This is a genomic window from Caminicella sporogenes DSM 14501, assembly GCF_900142285.1.
GTDB lineage: Bacteria > Bacillota > Clostridia > Peptostreptococcales > Caminicellaceae > Caminicella > Caminicella sporogenes.
This window is the reverse complement of record NZ_FRAJ01000015.1, coordinates 19,519-38,849: the sequence shown is the minus strand read 5'-3', so window position 1 is coordinate 38,849 and position 19,331 is coordinate 19,519. Positions and strand designations below refer to the sequence as shown.

Annotated in this window: 15 protein-coding genes; 14 read left to right on the top strand and 1 reads right to left on the bottom strand. The window is 30.1% G+C overall.

Going from position 1 to position 19,331, the window contains the following annotated elements; genetic code table 11:
* Positions 1–63 precede the first annotated feature (63 nt).
* Positions 64–2,655, bottom strand: coding sequence for a bifunctional acetaldehyde-CoA/alcohol dehydrogenase (gene adhE / locus BUA90_RS09120; protein WP_072967865.1), 2,592 nt, complete (start codon positions 2,653–2,655; stop codon positions 64–66).
* Positions 2,656–3,100: 445 nt separating this feature from the next.
* Between adhE and BUA90_RS09115 the strand changes: the two genes are divergently transcribed.
* From BUA90_RS09115 to BUA90_RS09045, 14 genes are all read left to right on the top strand, one after another.
* On the top strand, positions 3,101–4,330 hold the full coding sequence (locus BUA90_RS09115) for a BaiN/RdsA family NAD(P)/FAD-dependent oxidoreductase (RefSeq protein ID WP_072967863.1): 1,230 nt from the start codon (positions 3,101–3,103) through the stop codon (positions 4,328–4,330).
* 108 nt (positions 4,331–4,438) lie between these two features.
* The gene (locus BUA90_RS09110; RefSeq protein ID WP_072967861.1) at positions 4,439–5,464 is read left to right on the top strand and encodes an ABC transporter substrate-binding protein; all 1,026 of its coding nucleotides are present in this window, start codon (positions 4,439–4,441) and stop codon (positions 5,462–5,464) included.
* Positions 5,442–6,191: an ABC transporter permease gene (locus BUA90_RS09105; RefSeq protein WP_072967859.1), complete on the top strand. Its 750-nt coding sequence runs from the start codon at positions 5,442–5,444 to the stop codon at positions 6,189–6,191. Before BUA90_RS09110 ends, BUA90_RS09105 begins: the two co-directional genes overlap by 23 nt.
* Positions 6,192–6,195: 4 nt before the next feature.
* Positions 6,196–6,921, top strand: a complete 726-nt coding sequence (locus BUA90_RS09100) for an ABC transporter ATP-binding protein (protein ID WP_094756831.1) — start codon at positions 6,196–6,198, stop codon at positions 6,919–6,921.
* 286 nt (positions 6,922–7,207) lie between these two features.
* Positions 7,208–8,959, top strand: a complete 1,752-nt coding sequence (prdR, locus tag BUA90_RS09095; RefSeq protein ID WP_072967857.1) for a sigma-54 dependent transcriptional regulator PrdR — start codon at positions 7,208–7,210, stop codon at positions 8,957–8,959.
* Positions 8,960–9,248: 289 nt separating this feature from the next.
* Positions 9,249–10,532: a proline reductase-associated electron transfer protein PrdC gene (gene prdC / locus BUA90_RS09090; protein ID WP_200793511.1), complete on the top strand. Its 1,284-nt coding sequence runs from the start codon at positions 9,249–9,251 to the stop codon at positions 10,530–10,532.
* Positions 10,533–10,573: 41 nt separating this feature from the next.
* Positions 10,574–12,478 (top strand): D-proline reductase (dithiol) proprotein PrdA, encoded by a 1,905-nt coding sequence (prdA, locus tag BUA90_RS09085; RefSeq protein ID WP_072967853.1) that lies wholly within the window; start codon positions 10,574–10,576, stop codon positions 12,476–12,478.
* Positions 12,479–12,496: 18 nt separating this feature from the next.
* Positions 12,497–12,763 carry a CBO2463/CBO2479 domain-containing protein gene (locus BUA90_RS09080; protein WP_072967851.1) on the top strand — a complete coding sequence of 89 codons (267 nt, stop codon included), beginning with the start codon at positions 12,497–12,499 and terminating at the stop codon, positions 12,761–12,763.
* Positions 12,764–13,489, top strand: a complete 726-nt coding sequence (prdB, locus tag BUA90_RS12180) for a D-proline reductase (dithiol) protein PrdB (protein ID WP_094756830.1) — start codon at positions 12,764–12,766, stop codon at positions 13,487–13,489.
* Between the two features lie 63 nt (positions 13,490–13,552).
* Positions 13,553–14,314, top strand: coding sequence for a proline reductase cluster protein PrdD (gene prdD / locus BUA90_RS09065; protein WP_072967845.1), 762 nt, complete (start codon positions 13,553–13,555; stop codon positions 14,312–14,314).
* A gap of 12 nt (positions 14,315–14,326) precedes the next feature.
* Entirely contained in the window at positions 14,327–14,797 is a 471-nt protein-coding gene (locus BUA90_RS09060; RefSeq protein ID WP_072967843.1) for a glycine/sarcosine/betaine reductase component B subunit, read from the top strand.
* Between the two features lie 3 nt (positions 14,798–14,800).
* Positions 14,801–15,808 (top strand): proline racemase, encoded by a 1,008-nt coding sequence (locus tag BUA90_RS09055; protein ID WP_072967841.1) that lies wholly within the window; start codon positions 14,801–14,803, stop codon positions 15,806–15,808.
* Between the two features lie 342 nt (positions 15,809–16,150).
* Positions 16,151–17,038, top strand: coding sequence for a sulfite exporter TauE/SafE family protein (locus tag BUA90_RS09050; protein ID WP_072967839.1), 888 nt, complete (start codon positions 16,151–16,153; stop codon positions 17,036–17,038).
* Between the two features lie 230 nt (positions 17,039–17,268).
* On the top strand, positions 17,269–19,293 hold the full coding sequence (locus tag BUA90_RS09045) for a methyl-accepting chemotaxis protein (protein ID WP_072967838.1): 2,025 nt from the start codon (positions 17,269–17,271) through the stop codon (positions 19,291–19,293).
* Positions 19,294–19,331 lie beyond the last annotated feature (38 nt).

The window sequence follows — 19,331 nt, the reverse complement described above, 5'->3', positions numbered from 1 at the left end:
TAACATAAAAAATTAGCGAAGAATTAATTCTTCGCTAATTTTTTATGTTATATACATGAATAATTATTTTTCAGTTTTTCCAAATGCATTTATATACATTTGCTTAATTTCACTAATTAGAGGATATCTTGGATTAGATACAGTACACTGGTCATCAAATGCTTTTTCACTCATTTCATCTAACGTTCCAAAGAATTTTTGTTTAGAAACTCCTGCTTCTTTTATAGTTTTTGGTATGTTTAATTTAGCTTTTAAATCGTCAATAGCTTTAATTAATAATTCTACTTTTTCTTCGTCTGTATTTCCACCTAATTGTAAATAATCAGCAATTCTAGCATATCTCCATTTAGCATTTGGATATTTATATTGTGGGAAAGTAGCTTGTTTTCTAGGATTATCTACTGCATTATATCTAATAACTTCATTAATTAATAGAGCATTTGCTATACCATGAGGTACATGGTGCATAGAACCTAATTTGTGAGCCATTGAATGACATACACCTAAGAAAGCATTAGCAAATGCCATACCTGCCATAGTTGAAGCATGAGCCATTTTTTCTCTAGCTTTTATATTATTTGGACCATCATTGTATGCTTGAGGTAGGTATTTAAATATTAGTCTAATAGCTTCTAGTGCCATACCATTAGTATATTCTGAAGCACATACGGAAACATATGCTTCTATAGCATGAGTTAATGCATCAATACCAGATGATGCTGTTAATCCTTTTGGCATATTCATCATGAGTTCTGCATCTACTATAGCCATATCTGGAGTAAGTTCATAATCAGCTAATGGATATTTAATTTGAGTTTTTTCATCTGTTATAACTGCAAAAGGAGTTACTTCTGAACCGGTACCAGCTGAAGTTGGTATTGCTACCATCATAGCTTTTTCTCCCATTTTTGGGAATTTATAAACTCTTTTTCTTATATCCATAAATCTCATTGCTAAATCTTCAAATCTAACGTCTGGATGTTCATACATTACCCACATTATTTTAGCAGCATCCATTGGTGAACCGCCACCTAAGGCTATAATTGTATCAGGTTCAAAGCTTCTCATTTCTTCAGCACCTTTTTTAGCAATAGCTAGAGTTGGGTCTGGTTCTACATCGAAAAATACTTTAAAGTCTATTTGCATTTCTTCTAGTACTTTTGTAATTTTATCTACAAAACCTAAATTATAAAGTACTTTATCAGTTACAATAAATGCTTTCTTTTTATTCATATCTTTTAATTCTTTTAGAGCTGTTGCTAAGCATCCATATTTAAAGTATACTTTTTCAGGAACTCTAAACCAAAGCATATTTTCTCTCCTCTCGGCTACGTTTTTTATATTCAAAAGGTGTTTTACTCCAACATTTTCTGATACTGAGTTTCCACCCCAAGAGCCGCAGCCTAGAGTTAAAGAAGGGTCAAGTTTAAAGTTGTATATATCTCCTATTGCACCTTGAGAAGAAGGCATATTTATTATAGTTCTTCCAGTTTTCATTACTTCACTAAATTTTTCAATTCTATCTTTAGATTTGACTTGGTCTGTATAAAGTACAGAAGTATGTCCAAAACCTCCAAGTTCAACGAGTTTTTCAGCTTTATCAAGAGCTTCAGTAAAGCTTTTTACTTTATATAGGGCAAGGATTGGTGATAATTTTTCATGTGCAAAAGGTTCACTAGCTTCTGTAGATTCAACCTCTCCAATGAGAACTTTAGTATTTTCTGGAACTTTAATTCCTGCCATTTCAGCTATTTTATATGCTGATTGACCAACTATATTAGGATTTATAGAACCGTTAACTAAAATAATTTTTCTAATTTTTTCTATTTCATCTTTCTTTAATAAATAAGCTCCTCTTTCTGAAAATTCTTTTTTAACTTCATCATAAACTTTTTCTAGGACAATTACAGATTGTTCTGAAGCACAAATAACTCCATTATCAAAACTCTTTGAAAGAAGAATTGAGTTTACTGCCATTTTTATATGTGCAGTTTCATCTATTATAGCAGGAGTATTTCCAGCACCAACTCCTATAGCTGGTTTACCTGATGAATAAGCTGCTTTAACCATTCCGGGTCCGCCAGTAGCTAGGATTAAATCAGATTCTCTCATTACACATTGTGAAAGCTCTAGAGAAGGTTCATCTATCCATCCTATAATTCCTTCTGGAGCTCCTGCTTTAACTGCTGCTTCTAGAATTATTTTAGCAGCTGCTATTGTTGATTTTTTTGCTCTTGGATGAGGTGAAAAAATAATACCATTTCTAGTTTTTAGTGCTATAAGAGCTTTAAATATTGCAGTTGAAGTTGGATTTGTAGTTGGAACAATTGCAGCTATAACACCTATTGGTTCTGCAATTTTTGTAATGCCAAATGATTCATCTCTTTCAATAACTCCACAAGTTTTTTCATCTTTGTATTTATTGTAAATGTATTCAGATGCAAAGTGGTTTTTTATAACTTTATCTTCTACAATTCCCATACCAGTTTCTTCAGCTGCCATTTTTGCAAGTTTAATTCTAGCATTATTTGCAGCTATAGCAGCTTGTCTGAAAATTTCATCTACTTGTTCTTGAGTATAAGTAGAATATTTTTTTTGAGCTCTTCTTACTTCTTCTAATTTTTTCATTAAATCTTCAACATTTTTAACAGACATAATTAACACCTCTTTCTAATTAGTTAAAAAATTAACAAACATGATTTTTTAAAAAATACATACATTAACATAAAAGTATTATAAAGGAAAAAATATGAGCAAAAATAATTTATTAATTATTTTATTGATATATGTATTTTTTATGATAATATTAAAAAATCTTAATATTTAAGGGGGTTGGCATGATTTTTACATATATTGCTTAAAATGTTAATTTGAAATAAAAATATAAATTTTTTGATTTCGAAGCTGTTTTACATGTTAATAATATCACAAACTTTTATAAAATCAAGTACTTTTTTTATAAAAAATTTGGGAAAACAATTTCTTTTTTTCTGTGTATAATTATATAGTGTTTAAATAAAATATAGATTACACTAAAATTGTATGTATAATAGCATGGAAGGTAATTCTTATAGATACGATATATTTGGAGGTTATATGTATGGAGATTTGTGATGTAGTAATTATTGGTTCTGGACCTGCTGGTTTATTTACAGCAATTAATTGTAGTGGAGATGATAGAAAAGTTGTTATACTTGAAAAAAATAAAACTGCTGGAAGGAAACTTCTTTTATCAGGTGCAGGTCAGTGTAATTTAACTCATGATGGCAGTATAAAAGAGTTTTTAAATCATTATGGTGAAAATGGCAGATTTTTAAGACATGTATTATATAATTTTAATAATGATGATTTGTTAGATTTTTTTAGAAAAAGAGGTCTGGATTTTATTAGTAATGAAAATGGTAAGATATTTCCAGAGACTTTAAAAGCTTTTGATATTTTAAATATACTGCTTAAAGAATGTGAAAAGAGAAGAGTAGATATAAGGTATAATAAAAATGTAAAGGGAGTTATATATGATAAAGAGGAAAGAAAGTTTAAAATAAAGACAGTTGAGAAAGTATATAAATCTAATTTTTTAGTAATAGCTACTGGTGGAAAATCTTATGGTGCAACTGGTTCAACAGGAGATGGATATAGATTTGCAAATTCTTTAGGACATACTATTGAGCCTTTAGCACCTTCGCTTACTCCACTATTTATAAAGAAATATCCTTTTAAGGAATTATCAGGTATATCTTTTGAGAATGTGTTTATATCACTTTGGAGAAATAATAGAAAAATAAGGGAAACTGTTGGAGATGTTCTTTTGACTCATAGAAATATTTCAGGACCGGGAATATTAAATTTTTCACGTTATGTAGTTGCTGGAGATGTAATAAAAATTAATTTTGTAAGAACAGAAAATGAAGAAGATTTTAGAAGTGAATTTGTAAGAAAACTTCAGTCGAATGGTAAAATAATGATAAAGACTTTTTTAAAAGAGTATTTACTGCCTAAAAGATTTGTTGAAAAGATACTTAAAATTGCTGGAATAGAAGAAGAAAAGTGTTCACAACTTAGTAAAGAGAAAAGAAATGAGCTTATTAAAATGCTTGTGTCTTTTCCTATGGAAGTGGAAAAATTAGGTGATTATCATATTGCTATGGCTACAAGAGGCGGAGTATCTTTAAAAGAAGTTAATCATAAGACTATGGAATCAAAGATTTTGAAAAGATTGTATTTTGCTGGAGAAGTTCTTGATGTTGACGGAGATACAGGTGGATATAATTTACAAGCTGCATTTTCAATGGGATATGCTGCAGGTAGGGATATTGCAAAAAACCTCTAAAGAAGTTGTCGGTTTATGATATAATAAATTGATAAAAGTTATTTAATAGAATTAGGAATTTTAGAAGATAATTTAGAATGATTAATAAATTTAGGGAGGGAGAGAAAAGTGAAAAAAATTATTTCTTTAAGTTTAATTTTGACATTGTTTGCATTAGTCTTTACGGGATGTTTGCCTGCATCAGAAAATACAAAACCTGCTGAAGAAAAACAAGAAAAGAATGTAGTAGATGAAAAAGAAAATGAAAAAATCACATTAAAAGTAGCTGCTCCTAGTGGACCAACTACGGTAAGTCTTATCAAAATGTTTAAAGATAAGCCTAGTTTTGGGGATAATATAGAAGTGATTTATGAATCCATTAAATCGCCAGATTTATTAGCAGCTAAAATAATATCTGGAGAAGTTGATTTTGCAGTTGTGCCAACTAATCTGGCAGCTAAATTATATAATAAGGGTGTGCCGTATAAATTGGCAGCACCAACTATTTGGGGTGTACTATATGTAGCTGGGACTGAAAATGTAGAAAAATGGAATGATTTAAAAAACAAAGAAGTAGTAACTATTGGTAGAGGATTGACTCCGGATATATTATTTAGATATTTACTTTCTAAAAATGGATTAAATCCAGATGAAGATTTAAAATTAAATTATTTATCTTCTCCTCAGGAACTTGCACAAACGATGATAGCTGGAAAAAATACTATAGGTATAATTCCTGAACCCATGCTTACAACAGTCCTTATGAAAAATAAAGATATTAAAATCTATATAGATATGCAAAAAGAGTGGAAAAAATTAACCGGATATGAAAGTTATCCACAATCTTCTTTGATAATTAAAAATGAAGTTTTAGAAAAGTACCCTAAAGTAGTAGATAAATTTCTTACTGAATATGAAAATAGCATAAAATGGGTTAATGATAATCCAGATAAAGCAGGTACATATGTAGAAGATTTAAATATAGGTCTTAATGCTAAAATAGTGGAAAAAGCTATTCCAAGAAGTAATATAAAGTATGTAGATGCTTCAAATGCAAAGTCAGCTATAAGAGAATATTTGAAGGTGTTATTTGATTTTTCACCTGAATCAATAGGAGGTAAACTTCCAGAAGATGAATTCTATTTTGAAAGATAGGTTGTACTTACTAATTTCCATAGCAGTTTTGATAATGCTATGGAAATTTTTATCATTAATTATAGATTCTGAGATAATGCTTCCTTCACCAGAAAAAACATTAATAGAACTTATAAGTATTATTAAGCAGAAAACTTTTTTACGGGCTGTTTTTAATACTATATTTAGAAGTTTGACAGGTTTTTTTATATCATTAATACTTGCAGTTATTATTGGAATATTAAGTGGTATATTTAAACCGGTACATTATATTTTTAAACCAATAGTAGGTATTATAAAATCAACACCATCCATTGCAATAATTTTATTATCATTGATATGGCTCGGTTCAGAATATACTCCAATACTTGTTGGTTTTTTAATAATATTTCCTATTTTATATTCTAACATAATTGAAGGAATAAGAAATGTAGATGAGGATTTGATTGAAATGGCCAACATATATAAAGTAAAGAAGTGGAGAATTATTAAGGAGATATATTTTCCATCTATTTTGTCTTATCTTATGGCTGGTGCTGTAACTTGTTTAGGATTAAATCTAAAAGTTGTTATAGCTGCTGAAGTTTTAAGTCAATCGGTTGTATCGATAGGAGAAGGACTTCAATTTGAAAAGTATAATTTAAATACAGCAGGAGTATTTTCTTGGGTTATTATTGCAGTTATAATATCTGCTATTTTTGACTACAGTCTTTTAAAGCTTCAAAATAGGATAGAAAAATGGAAGTGATTATATGGCTTTTATTAAAATAGATAATATTTATAAAAGTTATAAAGGATTAAAAGTTTTGGAAAATTTTACAATGCATATAGAAGGAAAAAAGATTATAGCGATATTAGGACCATCTGGATGTGGAAAGACGACTTTACTCAATATTTTAGCTGGGATTATACAGCCTGATAAAGGAAAAGTTATTGGATTAGAGAATAAAAAGATAAGCTATTTATTTCAAGAACCGAGACTTATTAAGTGGAAAACAGTTTGGGAAAATATTGATTTTATATTAAAAGATAAAATGGCAATGAAAGAAAGAGAAAAAGTAATTACAAAATATTTAAAAATGGTAAACTTAATGGAGTTTAGAAATTATTATCCAAATAAATTGAGTGGAGGAATGAAGCAGAGAGCAGCTATAGCAAGAGCATTTGCATATCCTTCAGATGTACTTTTGATGGATGAACCGTTTAAATCATTAGATTTTGAATTGAAATTTAAACTTATAGATTGTTTTATAAAGTTGTGGGAAGTAGATAAGAGATTAGTTTTTTTTGTAACCCATGATATTCATGCAGCGCTGCTTCTTGGACATGATATTTATGTTCTCAGCGAAAAACCAACAAATGTAAAATTGAGAATGGTAAATGAAATTCCTCATAGAGAGCGGAGTTTGAAAAATAAATATATATTAGAGTTAGAGAAAAAAATTATAGATAATTTTGAGGAAATTACACATGTGTAATTTCCTCTGTAAAGAAGTGAAACTTAACAAATTAGTTCTAAAATAGTTATAGTTTTTAAAAACTAATAAAAAAATAGTTTGTATTATTACAGAAGCTATAGTATTCTATTTATAAAGAAAGTCATATCATATTCTTTTCCCTCCAGTGTTTCGTCAAATTTTATTATCAAGCAGAGGTCTTTGAATTATATTTCCATTAGATAAAAAAATTTTCATAGATTTAAAGATTTTATTTACAGTGTTTGGAAATAAGCTAAACACTATGTTTTATAGGAGTGATATATTCATGTTTTTTATGTCTAATCAGACTTTAGCTAAAGATGTTATGTCTAAAAATTTTATTTCTCTTGATGAAAAATGCAGTTTGAAATCAGCTGTTAAGAAAATGCTTCAGAAAAATTTAACAGAAATATTTGTTTTAAATAATAAAGGGAAATTAGCAGGTATATTGACTTTAACTGATATTTCTAAAATAGGAGATGATATTTTTAATGTAGAATCTAATATAGAACAATTTATGGTAAGAAATGTTATAACTATTAATAAAAATGAGTGTTTGTTAAACTGCAGAGATATTATGGTTGAAAAAGGGATTGGAAGGCTGCCAGTTGTCGAAAATGATAAATTGATAGGTGTAATAAGAGTAGAAGAAATACGAGATTTTTTCTATATGAAAATGGAACAATTTGGAATAAAGTTAAGTCATATTATCAATAACATACATGAAGCTGTATGTGCTATAGATAAAAAGGGGATAGTTGTACTTTGGAATAAAAAGGCAGAAGAATTATACAATGTCAAAATGGAAAAAATATTAGGAAAAAATATAAAAGAAGTTTTTCCAAATGCTATAATGGTTAAAGTTTTAGATACAAGAAAGCCTATAAGAAATAGGTATCATTCACCTTGTGAAAATGCACATATTATAATTAGTGTCTTTCCAGTATTTATAAATAATGAATTTATTGGAGTTGTATCTACAGATAGAGATGTAACAGAAGTAAAGGAATTATCACATCAATTAGAAAAGGCAACTCGTGAATTAAAATTTTTAAAAAGTGAAGTTAAGAAGTTTTCAAGTGATAATTTTGGAAATATTATTGGAAGAAGTAAGAAGCTGTTAAAGAGTATAGAAATAGCTAGACAAGTTGCAAAAACTGATGCAACGATATTAATCACAGGAGAAAGTGGTACAGGAAAGGAAGTTTTTGCTAGAGCTATACATGACTATAGTAATAGGAAAGGACTGTTTGTTCCTGTTAATTGTAGTGCTATTCCGGCAGAATTATTTGAAAGTGAACTATTTGGATATGAAGAAGGTGCATTTACAGGTGCTAAGAGAAAGGGCAAGATAGGCATATTTGAATTGGCTAATAATGGAACTATTTTTTTAGATGAAATTGGAGATATGCCTATGTATATGCAGGCAAAATTGTTGAGAGTTCTGCAAGAAAGGGAAATTAGAAAAGTTGGAGGAGAAAAAAGTATAAGTGTAAATGTTAGAGTTATTTCAGCAACTAATAAAGATTTAAAGAAGATGGTTGAAGAAGGAAAATTTAGAGATGATTTATATTATAGATTAAATGTTGTTGAAATAAAATTGCCTCCATTAAGAGAGAGAGAAAATGATATAGTTTTACTCACGCATAATTTTTTAAAGGAATTGAGCGAAAAAAATAATATAAGTCCACCTAAAATAGAAAAGGAAGTAATTGATATACTGCAAAAGTATGAGTGGCCGGGGAATATTAGAGAATTAAAGAATACTATTGAAAATTTGATAGTTTTATGTAAGGATGGAGTAATTACTAAGGAATTAATTCCAAATTACATAATTGACAAAGTAAAAAAATTAAAAAAAGAAGAAAAATATCCTTTAGATTTAAATGAGGCAATAAAACAGGTAGAAGTGTATACTATTAAAAGAGCTTTGAAATTGGCAAAAGGAAAAAAAGCAAAAGCTGCAAAGCTACTTAATATTCCAAGGAGTACATTGTATTATAAAATGGATGTTTATGGAATAAGTGCAGATAAATAAATGTCAATTAATTGACAAACGTCAAAGTATTGACATTTTTTTTTGCTTGTAAAGATTGCTTAAAATAGACATTTATAAGAGATATTAATTTTTATATGTATAATGGTGTACAAAAAACTGACGTTAATACGACAATTTATTTGTTAAATTAAAAATTTGTAGATTTCTATTATTAAATTAAATACTGTTAAATGCAGATATAAAGAATTTTTATAAATTAACATATGAAGTTGGCACGACATTTGCTTTATTAATAAGTGAGTAATTGATAAAGTAAGGAGGTGAAGATTTGAGAATAGTACTTCCTTTAAAACAGCATGTAGGAAATTTATGTAAGCCTATAGTTAAAGTAGGTGAAGAAGTTAAAAAAGGACAGTTAGTTGCACTGCCAGATGGTTTAGGAGCCAATATACATTCTAGTGTATATGGAAAAGTGGTAGAAATAAAAGATGACAGCATAGTTATAGAAGCCTTTGAAAATCAACCAGAGGAATATGTGAAGATTAAGGAGACTGACAATTATCTTGAAGCAATAAAAGAAGCAGGAATAGTTGGTGCTGGAGGAGCAGGTTTCCCAACTCATATAAAATTGAAAGCAGATTTAAAAGGTGGATATATAATAGTAAACTCTGCTGAATGTGAACCAATTCTAAATCATAATATAAGGTTTGTTGAGGAAAATCCTGAAACAATATTAAGAGGCATTAAATATGTTATGGAAATAACAAATGCTTCTAAGGGATATATAGCTATAAAGCCTAAACATAAAAAAGCCATTATATCTATGGGAAAAGTTTGTAAGGAAGAAGAGAACATAGAAGTTAAGTTTTTACCAGATATGTATCCAGCAGGAGATGAAAGAGTAATAATAAGAGAATTGCTAGGTGTAGAATTACAGCCAGGTCAGCTTCCAATTGAAGCAAATGCTGTAGTTCTAAATGTGGAAACTATAAAAAATATAGTTTTAGCAATAGAAGAGAGAAGACCTGTTATTACAAAGGATTTGACTGTTGGAGGGAGAGTAAAAGATAGACCAGAAGGAAAAGTATTTTTAGATGTACCTTTAGGAATGCCTGTAAAATATTTTATTGATAAATGTGGCGGATATGTTGAGCCATATGGTGAAATAGTTCTTGGAGGTCCATTTACAGGAAAACATGGAGAAGAAGATTCTCCTGTAACAAAGACGACTGGAGGAGTATTGGTAAGTTTACCATTTCCAAAGGAAACTCGAAAAGTAGGAGTAATTGCATGTGAATGTGGGGCTCAAGAAGCTAGGCTTGAAGAAATAGCTAAAGGAATGGGAGCAGAAATAGTAGCTTCTACAAAATGTAAGAGAATGGTAGAAGTTAATGGCAGGTATAGATGTGATAAGCCCGGTGTATGTCCAGGTCAAGCAGAAAAAGTTTTATATTTGAAAAAACATGGAGCACAGGTTATAATAACTGGAACTTGTGAGGATTGAACTAACACAGTTATGAAAGTTGCTCCTAGGGTAGGAGTCGCAGTTTATCATAGTACTGACCATGTTTTAAGAGCTGCTGGTCATAGATTATATAGAAGAAAGAAATAATTTATAAATAAATATTAATTAATGTTAGAGGAGGGATTGTTATGTCAATTACAGCTGAAACTGCAAAGCAGCATGCAAATGATTTTGCTGTTACATGCTGTAGATTTGAAGCAGGCACAGTAATTGAACCATCAAATTTAGAAGACCCTAATATCTTTCCAGATTTAGAAGATTCAGGGCTTTTAGAAATACCTGATAATTGTTTGAAAATAGGAGAAGTTTTAGGTGCTAAATTAACTAAAACTGTTGATGCGCTAACTCCATTAACTCCTGATTTATTAGAAGGTATAAATACAATAGAAGAAACTAAAGAAACAGCAGGAGATGTAAAAGAAGATAAAAAAGATGAGCCTAAGGTAGCTCCGCCATTACCACCATTACCACCAGTCAGTGCAGCAGCTGGTAGTGTAAGAATTCACATAGGAGAAGGTAAGGATATTAATTTAGAAATACCTTTAAGTATTGCAGGTCAAGTTGTTGGAGCACCAGTAGCTAATGCAGGTCAAGTTGTTGGTAATGCTCCTGATTTAACTGACGCTAAATCTGTAAATGTTGAAGCTAATGAAGAAGTTAAACCAAAAGAAATGAGAAGGTTAGTTAAAAAACATTATAAAATAGACAAAGTTGAATTTGGTGATGAAACAAAAATAGAAGGAACTACTCTTTACATTAGAAAAGATATTTGTAATGATGCTGTTAAAGCTGATGATTTAGTTGTAAGTATAAAAATAGATATAATAACTCCTGACAAGTATGATGAGTACAGCGAAACTATCATGGATGTTCAGCCTATAGCAGTTAAAGAAGAAGGTAAAATAGGTAGTGGTGTAACAAGAGTTTTAGATGGCGTTATAATGATGGTAACAGGTACAGATGAAAAAGGAGTACAAATAGGAGAGTTTGGTTCTTCTGAAGGAATACTTGAAAGAAATATTATGTGGGGAAGACCAGGTGCACCAGAAAAAGGTGAAATATTCATAAAGACAGAAGTTGTTATAAAAGAACATACAAATATGGAAAGACCAGGTCCTCTTGCAGCTCATAAAGCTTCTGACTATATTACTCAAGAAATTAGAGAAGCTATGAAGAAGTTAGATGACAGTTTAGTAGTAGATACAGAAGAACTAGTGCAATATAGAAGACCAGGTAAGAAGAAAGTAGTTATTATAAAAGAGATAATGGGACAGGGTGCAATGCATGACAACTTGATTTTACCTGTTGAACCAGTTGGAGTTTTAGGTGCAAAACCTAATGTTGATTTAGGCAATATACCTGTAGTATTATCACCACTTGAAGTTTTAGATGGTGGTATTCATGCATTGACTTGTATAGGACCTGCATCTAAAGAAACTTCAAGACATTACTGGAGAGAGCCTCTAGTAATTGAAGCCATGAATGATGAAGAAATAGATTTAGCTGGAGTTATATTTGTAGGTTCTCCTCAAATAAATTCTGAAAAATTCTATGTATCTGAGAGACTAGGTATGATGGTAGAAGCTATGGATGTAGATGGAGCTATAATAACTACAGAAGGTTTTGGAAATAACCATATAGATTTTGCTAGTCACCATGAACAAGTTGGTAAGAGAGGAGTTCCAGTTGTAGGTATGACATTTGCTGCAGTTCAAGGAGCTCTAGTTGTAGGTAATGAACATATGAAATATATGGTAGACCTTAATAAGTCTAAACAAGGAATTGAAAATGAAATTTTATCTAACAACACATTATGTAGAGAAGATGCAATAAGAGCATTAGCTATGCTTAAAACAGTTATGGCAGGAGAAGAAGTAAAACCTTCAGAGAGAAAATGGAACAACAATGTTAAACTCAACAATATAGAACTTATAGAGAAAGAATTAGGACAAAAGATAGAATTAGTTGAAAATGAACAAATTTTACCAAAGAGTAAGAAGAGAAGAGAAATATACGAAAAAGAAGAAGAGTAATTTTAGGTGGTTAAAAATATGGATAGATTAAAATACGGTTTTAATACGAGGTTCTTTGAAGGAGTAATAGTTGAAATAAAAGATGGATTAGTTGGAATAGATTTAAAAGGAAGAATTGGACATTTAAGAGTTCCAAAGAGGATGCTCATTACTGACTATGATTTGAAACTTGGGCAAGAAGTAGGATTTTTTATGAGCTATCCTGAAGTTTTAAGTGGTGAAGTTAATCAAAAATATGTAGATAATATTGAAAGAGATAAAAAGAGAAAAGAGGAGGGAAAATAAATGAGTCTTACAGTAATAAAGGGACTTCAATCAGAAATTTATGTTCCTATTACACCTCCACCAGTATGGACTCCAGTTACTAAAGATTTAAGTGAGATGAGAGTTGCTTTAGTAACAGCTGCTGGTGTGCATTTAAAATCAGATAAGAGATTTAATTTAGCAGGAGATTTTACTTTTAGAGTTATACCTGGAGATACACCTTCAAGTGAATTAATGGTATCTCATGGTGGATACGATAATGCTGATGTAAATAAAGATATAAACTGTATGTTTCCAATAGATAGATTAAGAGAATTAGTTGAAGAAGGATTTATCAAAGAAATTGCACCAGTACATTTTGGTTTCATGGGTGGTGGAGGAGACCAGCAGAAATTTAGAGAAGAAACTGGTCCAGAAATAGCAAGAAGATTAAAAGAAGAAGAAGTTGATGCAGTTGTTCTAACTGCTGGCTGAGGTACTTGCCACCGCTCTGCCGTGATTGTGCAGAGAGCGATTGAGGAAGCTGGAATACCTACTATAATTATTGCAGCACTTCCTCCTGTAGTAAGACAAAATGGTTCTCCAAGAGCAGTTGCTCCATTGGTTCCAATGGGTGCAAATGCTGGTGAGCCAAATAATCCAGAAATGCAAAAAGCAATAGTAAAAGATACTTTAAAGCAACTAATAGAAATATCAACTCCAGGGAAAATAGTACCTCTCCCATATGAATATGTTGCTAAAGTATAATTTTGTTTCTCTACCCCTTATTTGTTTAAGGGGTAGAGAAGACAAAAAAATAAAGGTGATGTTATGAAAAAAGAAAAAATCATGAGAAGGCTTGTTATAAAATCTTTTCATATAGATAAAGTTGAGTATGGAGAAAAAAGCTCTATAAAAAATGGAGTTTTAAAAATTGATAAGAAACTTGATGATTATTTTACTTCTTCAGAAGATATATTTGAAAAGATAAAAATAAATATAATTGAACCCGGTAATTATGATATTGAAATTAACAATATAATGGATATTATACCTATATCTACAAAGGTATTAGGTAGGCTTGGAGAAGGAATTACTCATACTTTAACAGGTGTTTATGTTTTACTTACTGGAGCAGATTCAGAAGGTATACAGCTTAGCAATTTTGGTTCATCTAATGGAATATTGAGGGAAAAACTTATATTCAATAGAGCAGGAACACCTTCTAGAAATGATTACATTATTCATTTTGATGTAATCTTAAAGTCAGGACTTCATATTGACAGGCGTATAACTACAGCGATTCATAAGACATGTGATGAATTTATTCAAATTTACAGAAACATATTAAAGCAGTTAGATGGAAGAACTGCTACAGAGTCTCATGAATTTTTCGATAAGATAAGACCCGGTAAGAAGAAAATTGTCATTGTTAAGCAGGTAGGCGGCCAAGGTGCAATGCATGATAATCAATTATTTCCAGACGAACCTTCAGGAATTAAGGGAGGATGGTCTAATATAGACTTAGGCAATGTACCTATTATTTTATCGCCTAATGAATATAGAGATGGTGCTTTAAAAGCGATGACTTAAGAGGTGAGGATTATGGGAATAGGTCCCTCAACTAAAGAAACTTCATTACATCATTTTAGAGACCCCCTTTTAGATGTTGTATCAAATGATGATGATACTGATTTGTTGGGAGTAATAATTGTAGGTACTCCTCAAGATAATAAAGATAAATACTTTGTGGGACAGAGAGTTGCTGCATGGGTTGAAGCAATGAGAGCCGATGGAGTGATTATTTCTGTTGATGGTTGGGGAAACTCTCATGTTGATTTTGCTAATACAATTGAAGAAATAGGAAAAAGAGGAATTCCTGTTGTAGGAATGAGTTTTGTAGGAAATCAGGCAAAATTTGTAGTTACAAATAAATATATGGATACCATAGTAGATTTTAACAAATCGAAAGAGGGCATAGAAACAGAAGTAGTTGGAGAAAACAACGTAAATCATTTAGATGCTAGAAAAGCTCTTGCATTATTAAAATTAAAAATAAAAAAGATGGGGGGATAAATATTGAGAGCGATAAGAAGTATTCATGCTGTAGATTCTCATACTATGGGAGAACCAACTAGAATAGTTATTGGAGGTATCCCGAATATACCAGGGAAAACTATGGCAGAAAAAAAAGCATACTTAGAAAATGAGATGGATCATATAAGAAAATCAATTATGCTTGAACCAAGAGGGCATAATGACATGTTTGGTTCAGTTATAACTTCTTCTGTACATGAAGAAGCAGATTTTGGAATAATTTTTATGGACGGCGGCGGATATTTAAATATGTGTGGTCATGGTTCTATAGGAGCTGTTACCGTAGCTATTGAAACTGGAATTATTAAGGCAGTAGAACCTTATACGAATGTTGTTATGGATACTCCAGCAGGTATAGTAAAAGCTAAAGCAAAAGTTGAAAATGGAAAAGTAAAAGAGGTATCTATAGTAAATGTTCCAGCTTTTCATTATAAAAAAGATGTAGAAATTGATGTTCCGGGAATAGGAAAAGTTGTACTTGACATTTCTTTTGGAGGTAGCTTTTTTGCTATAGTAGATGCTAAACAGCTTGGTCTAAAAGTAGCCCCTCAAAATACTCAAAAATTGATTGAAGTAGGATTGAATATAAGAGATATTATTAACAAGTCTATTGAAATCCAACATCCAGAGCTTGAGCATATAAAAACAGTAGATTTAGTAGAAATTTATGACGAACCTACTCATCCCGATGCTAACTTAAAAAATGTAGTTATATTTGGACAGGGACAAGTAGATAGGTCACCGTGTGGAACAGGAACTAGTGCTAAATTAGCTACATTATATTCTAAAGGCAAAATAAAAGAAAATGAATTATTTGTATATGAAAGTATATTGGGAACTTTATTTAAAGGTAGAGTGGTAGGAACAACTGAAGTTAAAGGCTACAAAGCTATTATACCAGAAATTACTGGTTCTGCATATATAACTGGATTTAATCATTTCTTAATAGACCCTGATGACCCACTTAAATATGGTTTCGTATTAAAATAAATTATAAGCTTTTTTGTTAAAAAAATATCTTGAAAATGGAAAAGGATTAAAAATAACAGAGAACAGGTGACAGGTTACAGTAAGGGATTAAAAATGGAATAAGCTGTAAGCTGTTGCCTGACAGTTTTTATTGGTGAAGATTAGTATCAATTAATAAAAATTATCAAAAAATTATAAAAAGTGAAATTTTGCATTAAATTTTTGCAAAAACTTAATATTTATGTTAGTATATTTTAATATAAGTAAATTTATAGGGCTGTTATACTTTTTATTTATAGTGTTAAAATTTAACATTTGTTAATCAATTGAAAATCAAAAATATTAAATTTAGGAGGGAAATTTATGAATGTTATAACTACTGTTTTGTCGGCATTAGCTGCTTTTGGTGCGTGGTTTACTGCAGTTTTTGTAAAAGATTTTATGAAGCATAAGGACAATTTAGAGGATAATTCTTGGGTAAAAGTTACTTCTATAGGTTTTGTTACTAACTTCTTTGATACTTTAGGAATAGGTTCATTCGCTCCTACAACAGCATTATTAAGAGCTTTTAAGCAAGTTCATGACAGAGTTATTCCGGGTACTTTAAACGTTTCTTGTACTTTACCTGTTATAGTAGAAGCATTCATATTTATAAAAGTTATTCAAGTTGAAATGGTTACTTTAATTTCAATGATTGCTGCAGCGACAATAGGTGCATGGATAGGAGCAGGAATAGTTTCAAAACTTCCAGAAAAGAAAGTTCAAATTACAATGGGTATTGCTTTATTTATAACTGCATTTTTAATGCTTGCCGGTCAAATGAAATGGATGCCTGGTGGAGGAGAAGCTATAGGACTAACAGGCGGAAAATTAATAATCGGTATAATTGCTAACTTTATACTTGGGGCTTTAATGACTGCTGGTATTGGTCTTTATGCACCTTGTATGGCTTTAGTTTATATGCTTGGTATGTCACCAAAGGTAGCGTTTCCTATAATGATGGGTTCATGTGCATTTTTAATGCCGGTGGCATCTGTTAAATTTGTTAAAGAAGGTGCTTATGATAGAAGAGCTTCTATGGGTATTACATTAGGTGGTATAGTAGGGGTTATAATTGCTGCATATATAGTTAAGTCATTACCTTTAAATGTATTAAGATGGCTAGTAATAGGTGTAATACTATACACATCAATTACACTAATCAAGTCAGCTGTGAGTACAAAAGATTTAGAAATATCTGATAAAAATTAATAATTTGTTATCAATTAATAAAATTCAATAAAGAGTAAAAATTACTTCTACATAATTTAAATTATGTAGAAGTAATTTTTATTTTTATTTTTTAGTAAAATTAACCAGAAATTAATATTTTTAATACATTAATTGCAAAAAATTTGACAAATTTTAATTATATTTACTCAAATTTTGGTATTATTATAATATATAAAGATTATAAAATGAGGGAGGTAATTTTACAAAAAATGAGAACTAAAAAAACTTCTATTAAATTTAAAGTAGTTATACTACCATTAATACTTGTGCTAATTGCTATTACTGTATTTGGAGCTACATCGACTTATTTTATGCACAAGAGCTTGTTAGAACAGATGAAAGGAGATAGCTTTTTAGTTTTAGAACAAATTGTAAATCAAATAAAAAATAATAAAGCATCTTTAGAAGCAATAAATCAAAATATAGAAAATCATATAAAGATTACTGGTAGGAGAGTAATAGCTAATAGTAGTAATATGAGCAATGATTTATTAATAAAATTAGCAAAAGATTTAGAAGTTGACGAAATAAATGTATATAATGATAAAGGAGAAATTATTTATTCAAATTTAAAAGAAAATATAGGATGGGTAGCACCGGAAAATCATTTGGCACAAAAATTTATAAAGGGAAAAGAAGAAACATTAATGGAAAAAATAAGAAAGAGTACTGTGTCAAATGACTATTATAAGTATGGATACATAAGAAATCCAAATGGTGGTTTTGTACAAGTTGGTATGCTTGCTAATAAAGTTCATGAATTAACAGAAAAATTTGATTATCAAACACTTGTTGAAAAACTGACTAAAGATGAAGATATAGTTTATGCACTTTTTATAGATAAAAATTTAAAAGCAGTTGCTCACAGCAATAAAGATAGAATAGGAAGAGAATATACAGATTTAGGAAGTAAGACGGCAGTAATTGAGGGGAAGCCTTATGCATCAGAGTATTTTTATAAGCCAAAACAAGTTGATGTATATGATGTTTTAATGCCTATAGAAGTCAATGGAAAACGCATTGGAGCAATAGATGTAGGATTTTCAATGAAAAGGGTTCAGTCTGCTATATATAAAAATATTATTACAGCTATTGCAGTAGGAATTTTAGCTTTTATTATAATAGGAATTTTATTATATAATATATCAAATAGCACAGTAAAGGCATTAAATAAATTGAAAGAACATTTACAGGCAATAGCTAAAGGAGATTTTACAAGAAATGTATCTTCTGAATTGTTAAAGAAAAAAGATGAATTAGGAGATATAAGTAGAGCTTTAAATGATATGCAGATTTCAATTAGAGAGATTGTAAAAAAAATCAAAGAAAATTCTGAAGAATTAAGTCAAAATTCAAATTCACTTGCAGCAACATCAGAGGAGATGGCAACATCATCTGAGGAGCTTTCAAATACAATACAGCAGGTAGCAGAAGGAGCAACATCTCAAGCAGTCAATTTAAATAATATAGTAGATGATATATCTCATCTGACACAAAGTATAGAAAAAGTGTATGAAGAACTTCAAAATGTAAAAAATGAAACAAATAGTACAGTAGATAAAGTAAATATAGGTAAAGAAGAGATGGACAAGCTCATAGAGTCTATAAATAATATTAAAAATGCATTTGAAGTGGTAGTGCAGAAGGTTAATAATCTTACAAATTCCGTAAAAGAGATAAGCAGCATATCAGAAGTAATATCAGGAATATCAGAGCAAACTAATCTTTTGGCACTTAATGCAGCTATAGAAGCAGCAAGGGCAGGAGAAGCAGGAAGAGGTTTTTCAGTAGTGGCAGAGGAAATAAGAAAGCTAGCAGAACAGACAAGCAAATCTACTGATGAAATAAATAAACTTGTAGTTTCAATAAATTCGGATACTAATGAGGTAATACATACTTCAAAAAATGTTGAAGATTTTATCAAGGTACAGGCAACTTCAGTAGAGAATACAGTTAAATCTTTTGGAGATATGCTTCAATCTATGGAAAATATAGGTCCTTTAATGGAAAGAACATATGAAAGAATGGATGAAATGGCAAAATCAAAGGATGAAGTATTATCAAGAGTAATGGATGTTAGTGCAGTAACAGAGGAAAATTCTGCAGCTTCAGAAGAAGTAGCAGCATCATCTGAGGAGCTTACAGCATCATCAGAAGAAGTGGCATCAACTGCAGAGACATTGAAAAACATGGCAGATAAACTTATGGATTTAGTGTCTAAATTTAAAGTTTAAAGAATATTTTCGTATAAAATTATATAAATATATTATAT

Excerpts from the sequence above, each read along its gene's own strand:
- BUA90_RS09100 (WP_094756831.1), top strand. The coding sequence starts at position 6,196 with ATGGCTTTTATTAAAATAGATAATATTTATAAAAGTTATAAAGGATTA.
- BUA90_RS09080 (WP_072967851.1), top strand. The coding sequence starts at position 12,497 with ATGGATAGATTAAAATACGGTTTTAATACGAGGTTCTTTGAAGGAGTA.
- BUA90_RS09050 (WP_072967839.1), top strand. The coding sequence starts at position 16,151 with ATGAATGTTATAACTACTGTTTTGTCGGCATTAGCTGCTTTTGGTGCG.
- BUA90_RS09115 (WP_072967863.1), top strand. The coding sequence starts at position 3,101 with ATGGAGATTTGTGATGTAGTAATTATTGGTTCTGGACCTGCTGGTTTA.
- BUA90_RS09045 (WP_072967838.1), top strand. The coding sequence starts at position 17,269 with ATGAGAACTAAAAAAACTTCTATTAAATTTAAAGTAGTTATACTACCA.
- prdA (WP_072967853.1), top strand. The coding sequence starts at position 10,574 with ATGTCAATTACAGCTGAAACTGCAAAGCAGCATGCAAATGATTTTGCT.
- prdR (WP_072967857.1), top strand. The coding sequence starts at position 7,208 with ATGTTTTTTATGTCTAATCAGACTTTAGCTAAAGATGTTATGTCTAAA.
- BUA90_RS09060 (WP_072967843.1), top strand. The coding sequence starts at position 14,327 with ATGGGAATAGGTCCCTCAACTAAAGAAACTTCATTACATCATTTTAGA.
- prdD (WP_072967845.1), top strand. The coding sequence starts at position 13,553 with ATGAAAAAAGAAAAAATCATGAGAAGGCTTGTTATAAAATCTTTTCAT.
- adhE (WP_072967865.1), bottom strand. The coding sequence starts at position 2,655 with ATGTCTGTTAAAAATGTTGAAGATTTAATGAAAAAATTAGAAGAAGTA.
- BUA90_RS09105 (WP_072967859.1), top strand. The coding sequence starts at position 5,442 with ATGAATTCTATTTTGAAAGATAGGTTGTACTTACTAATTTCCATAGCA.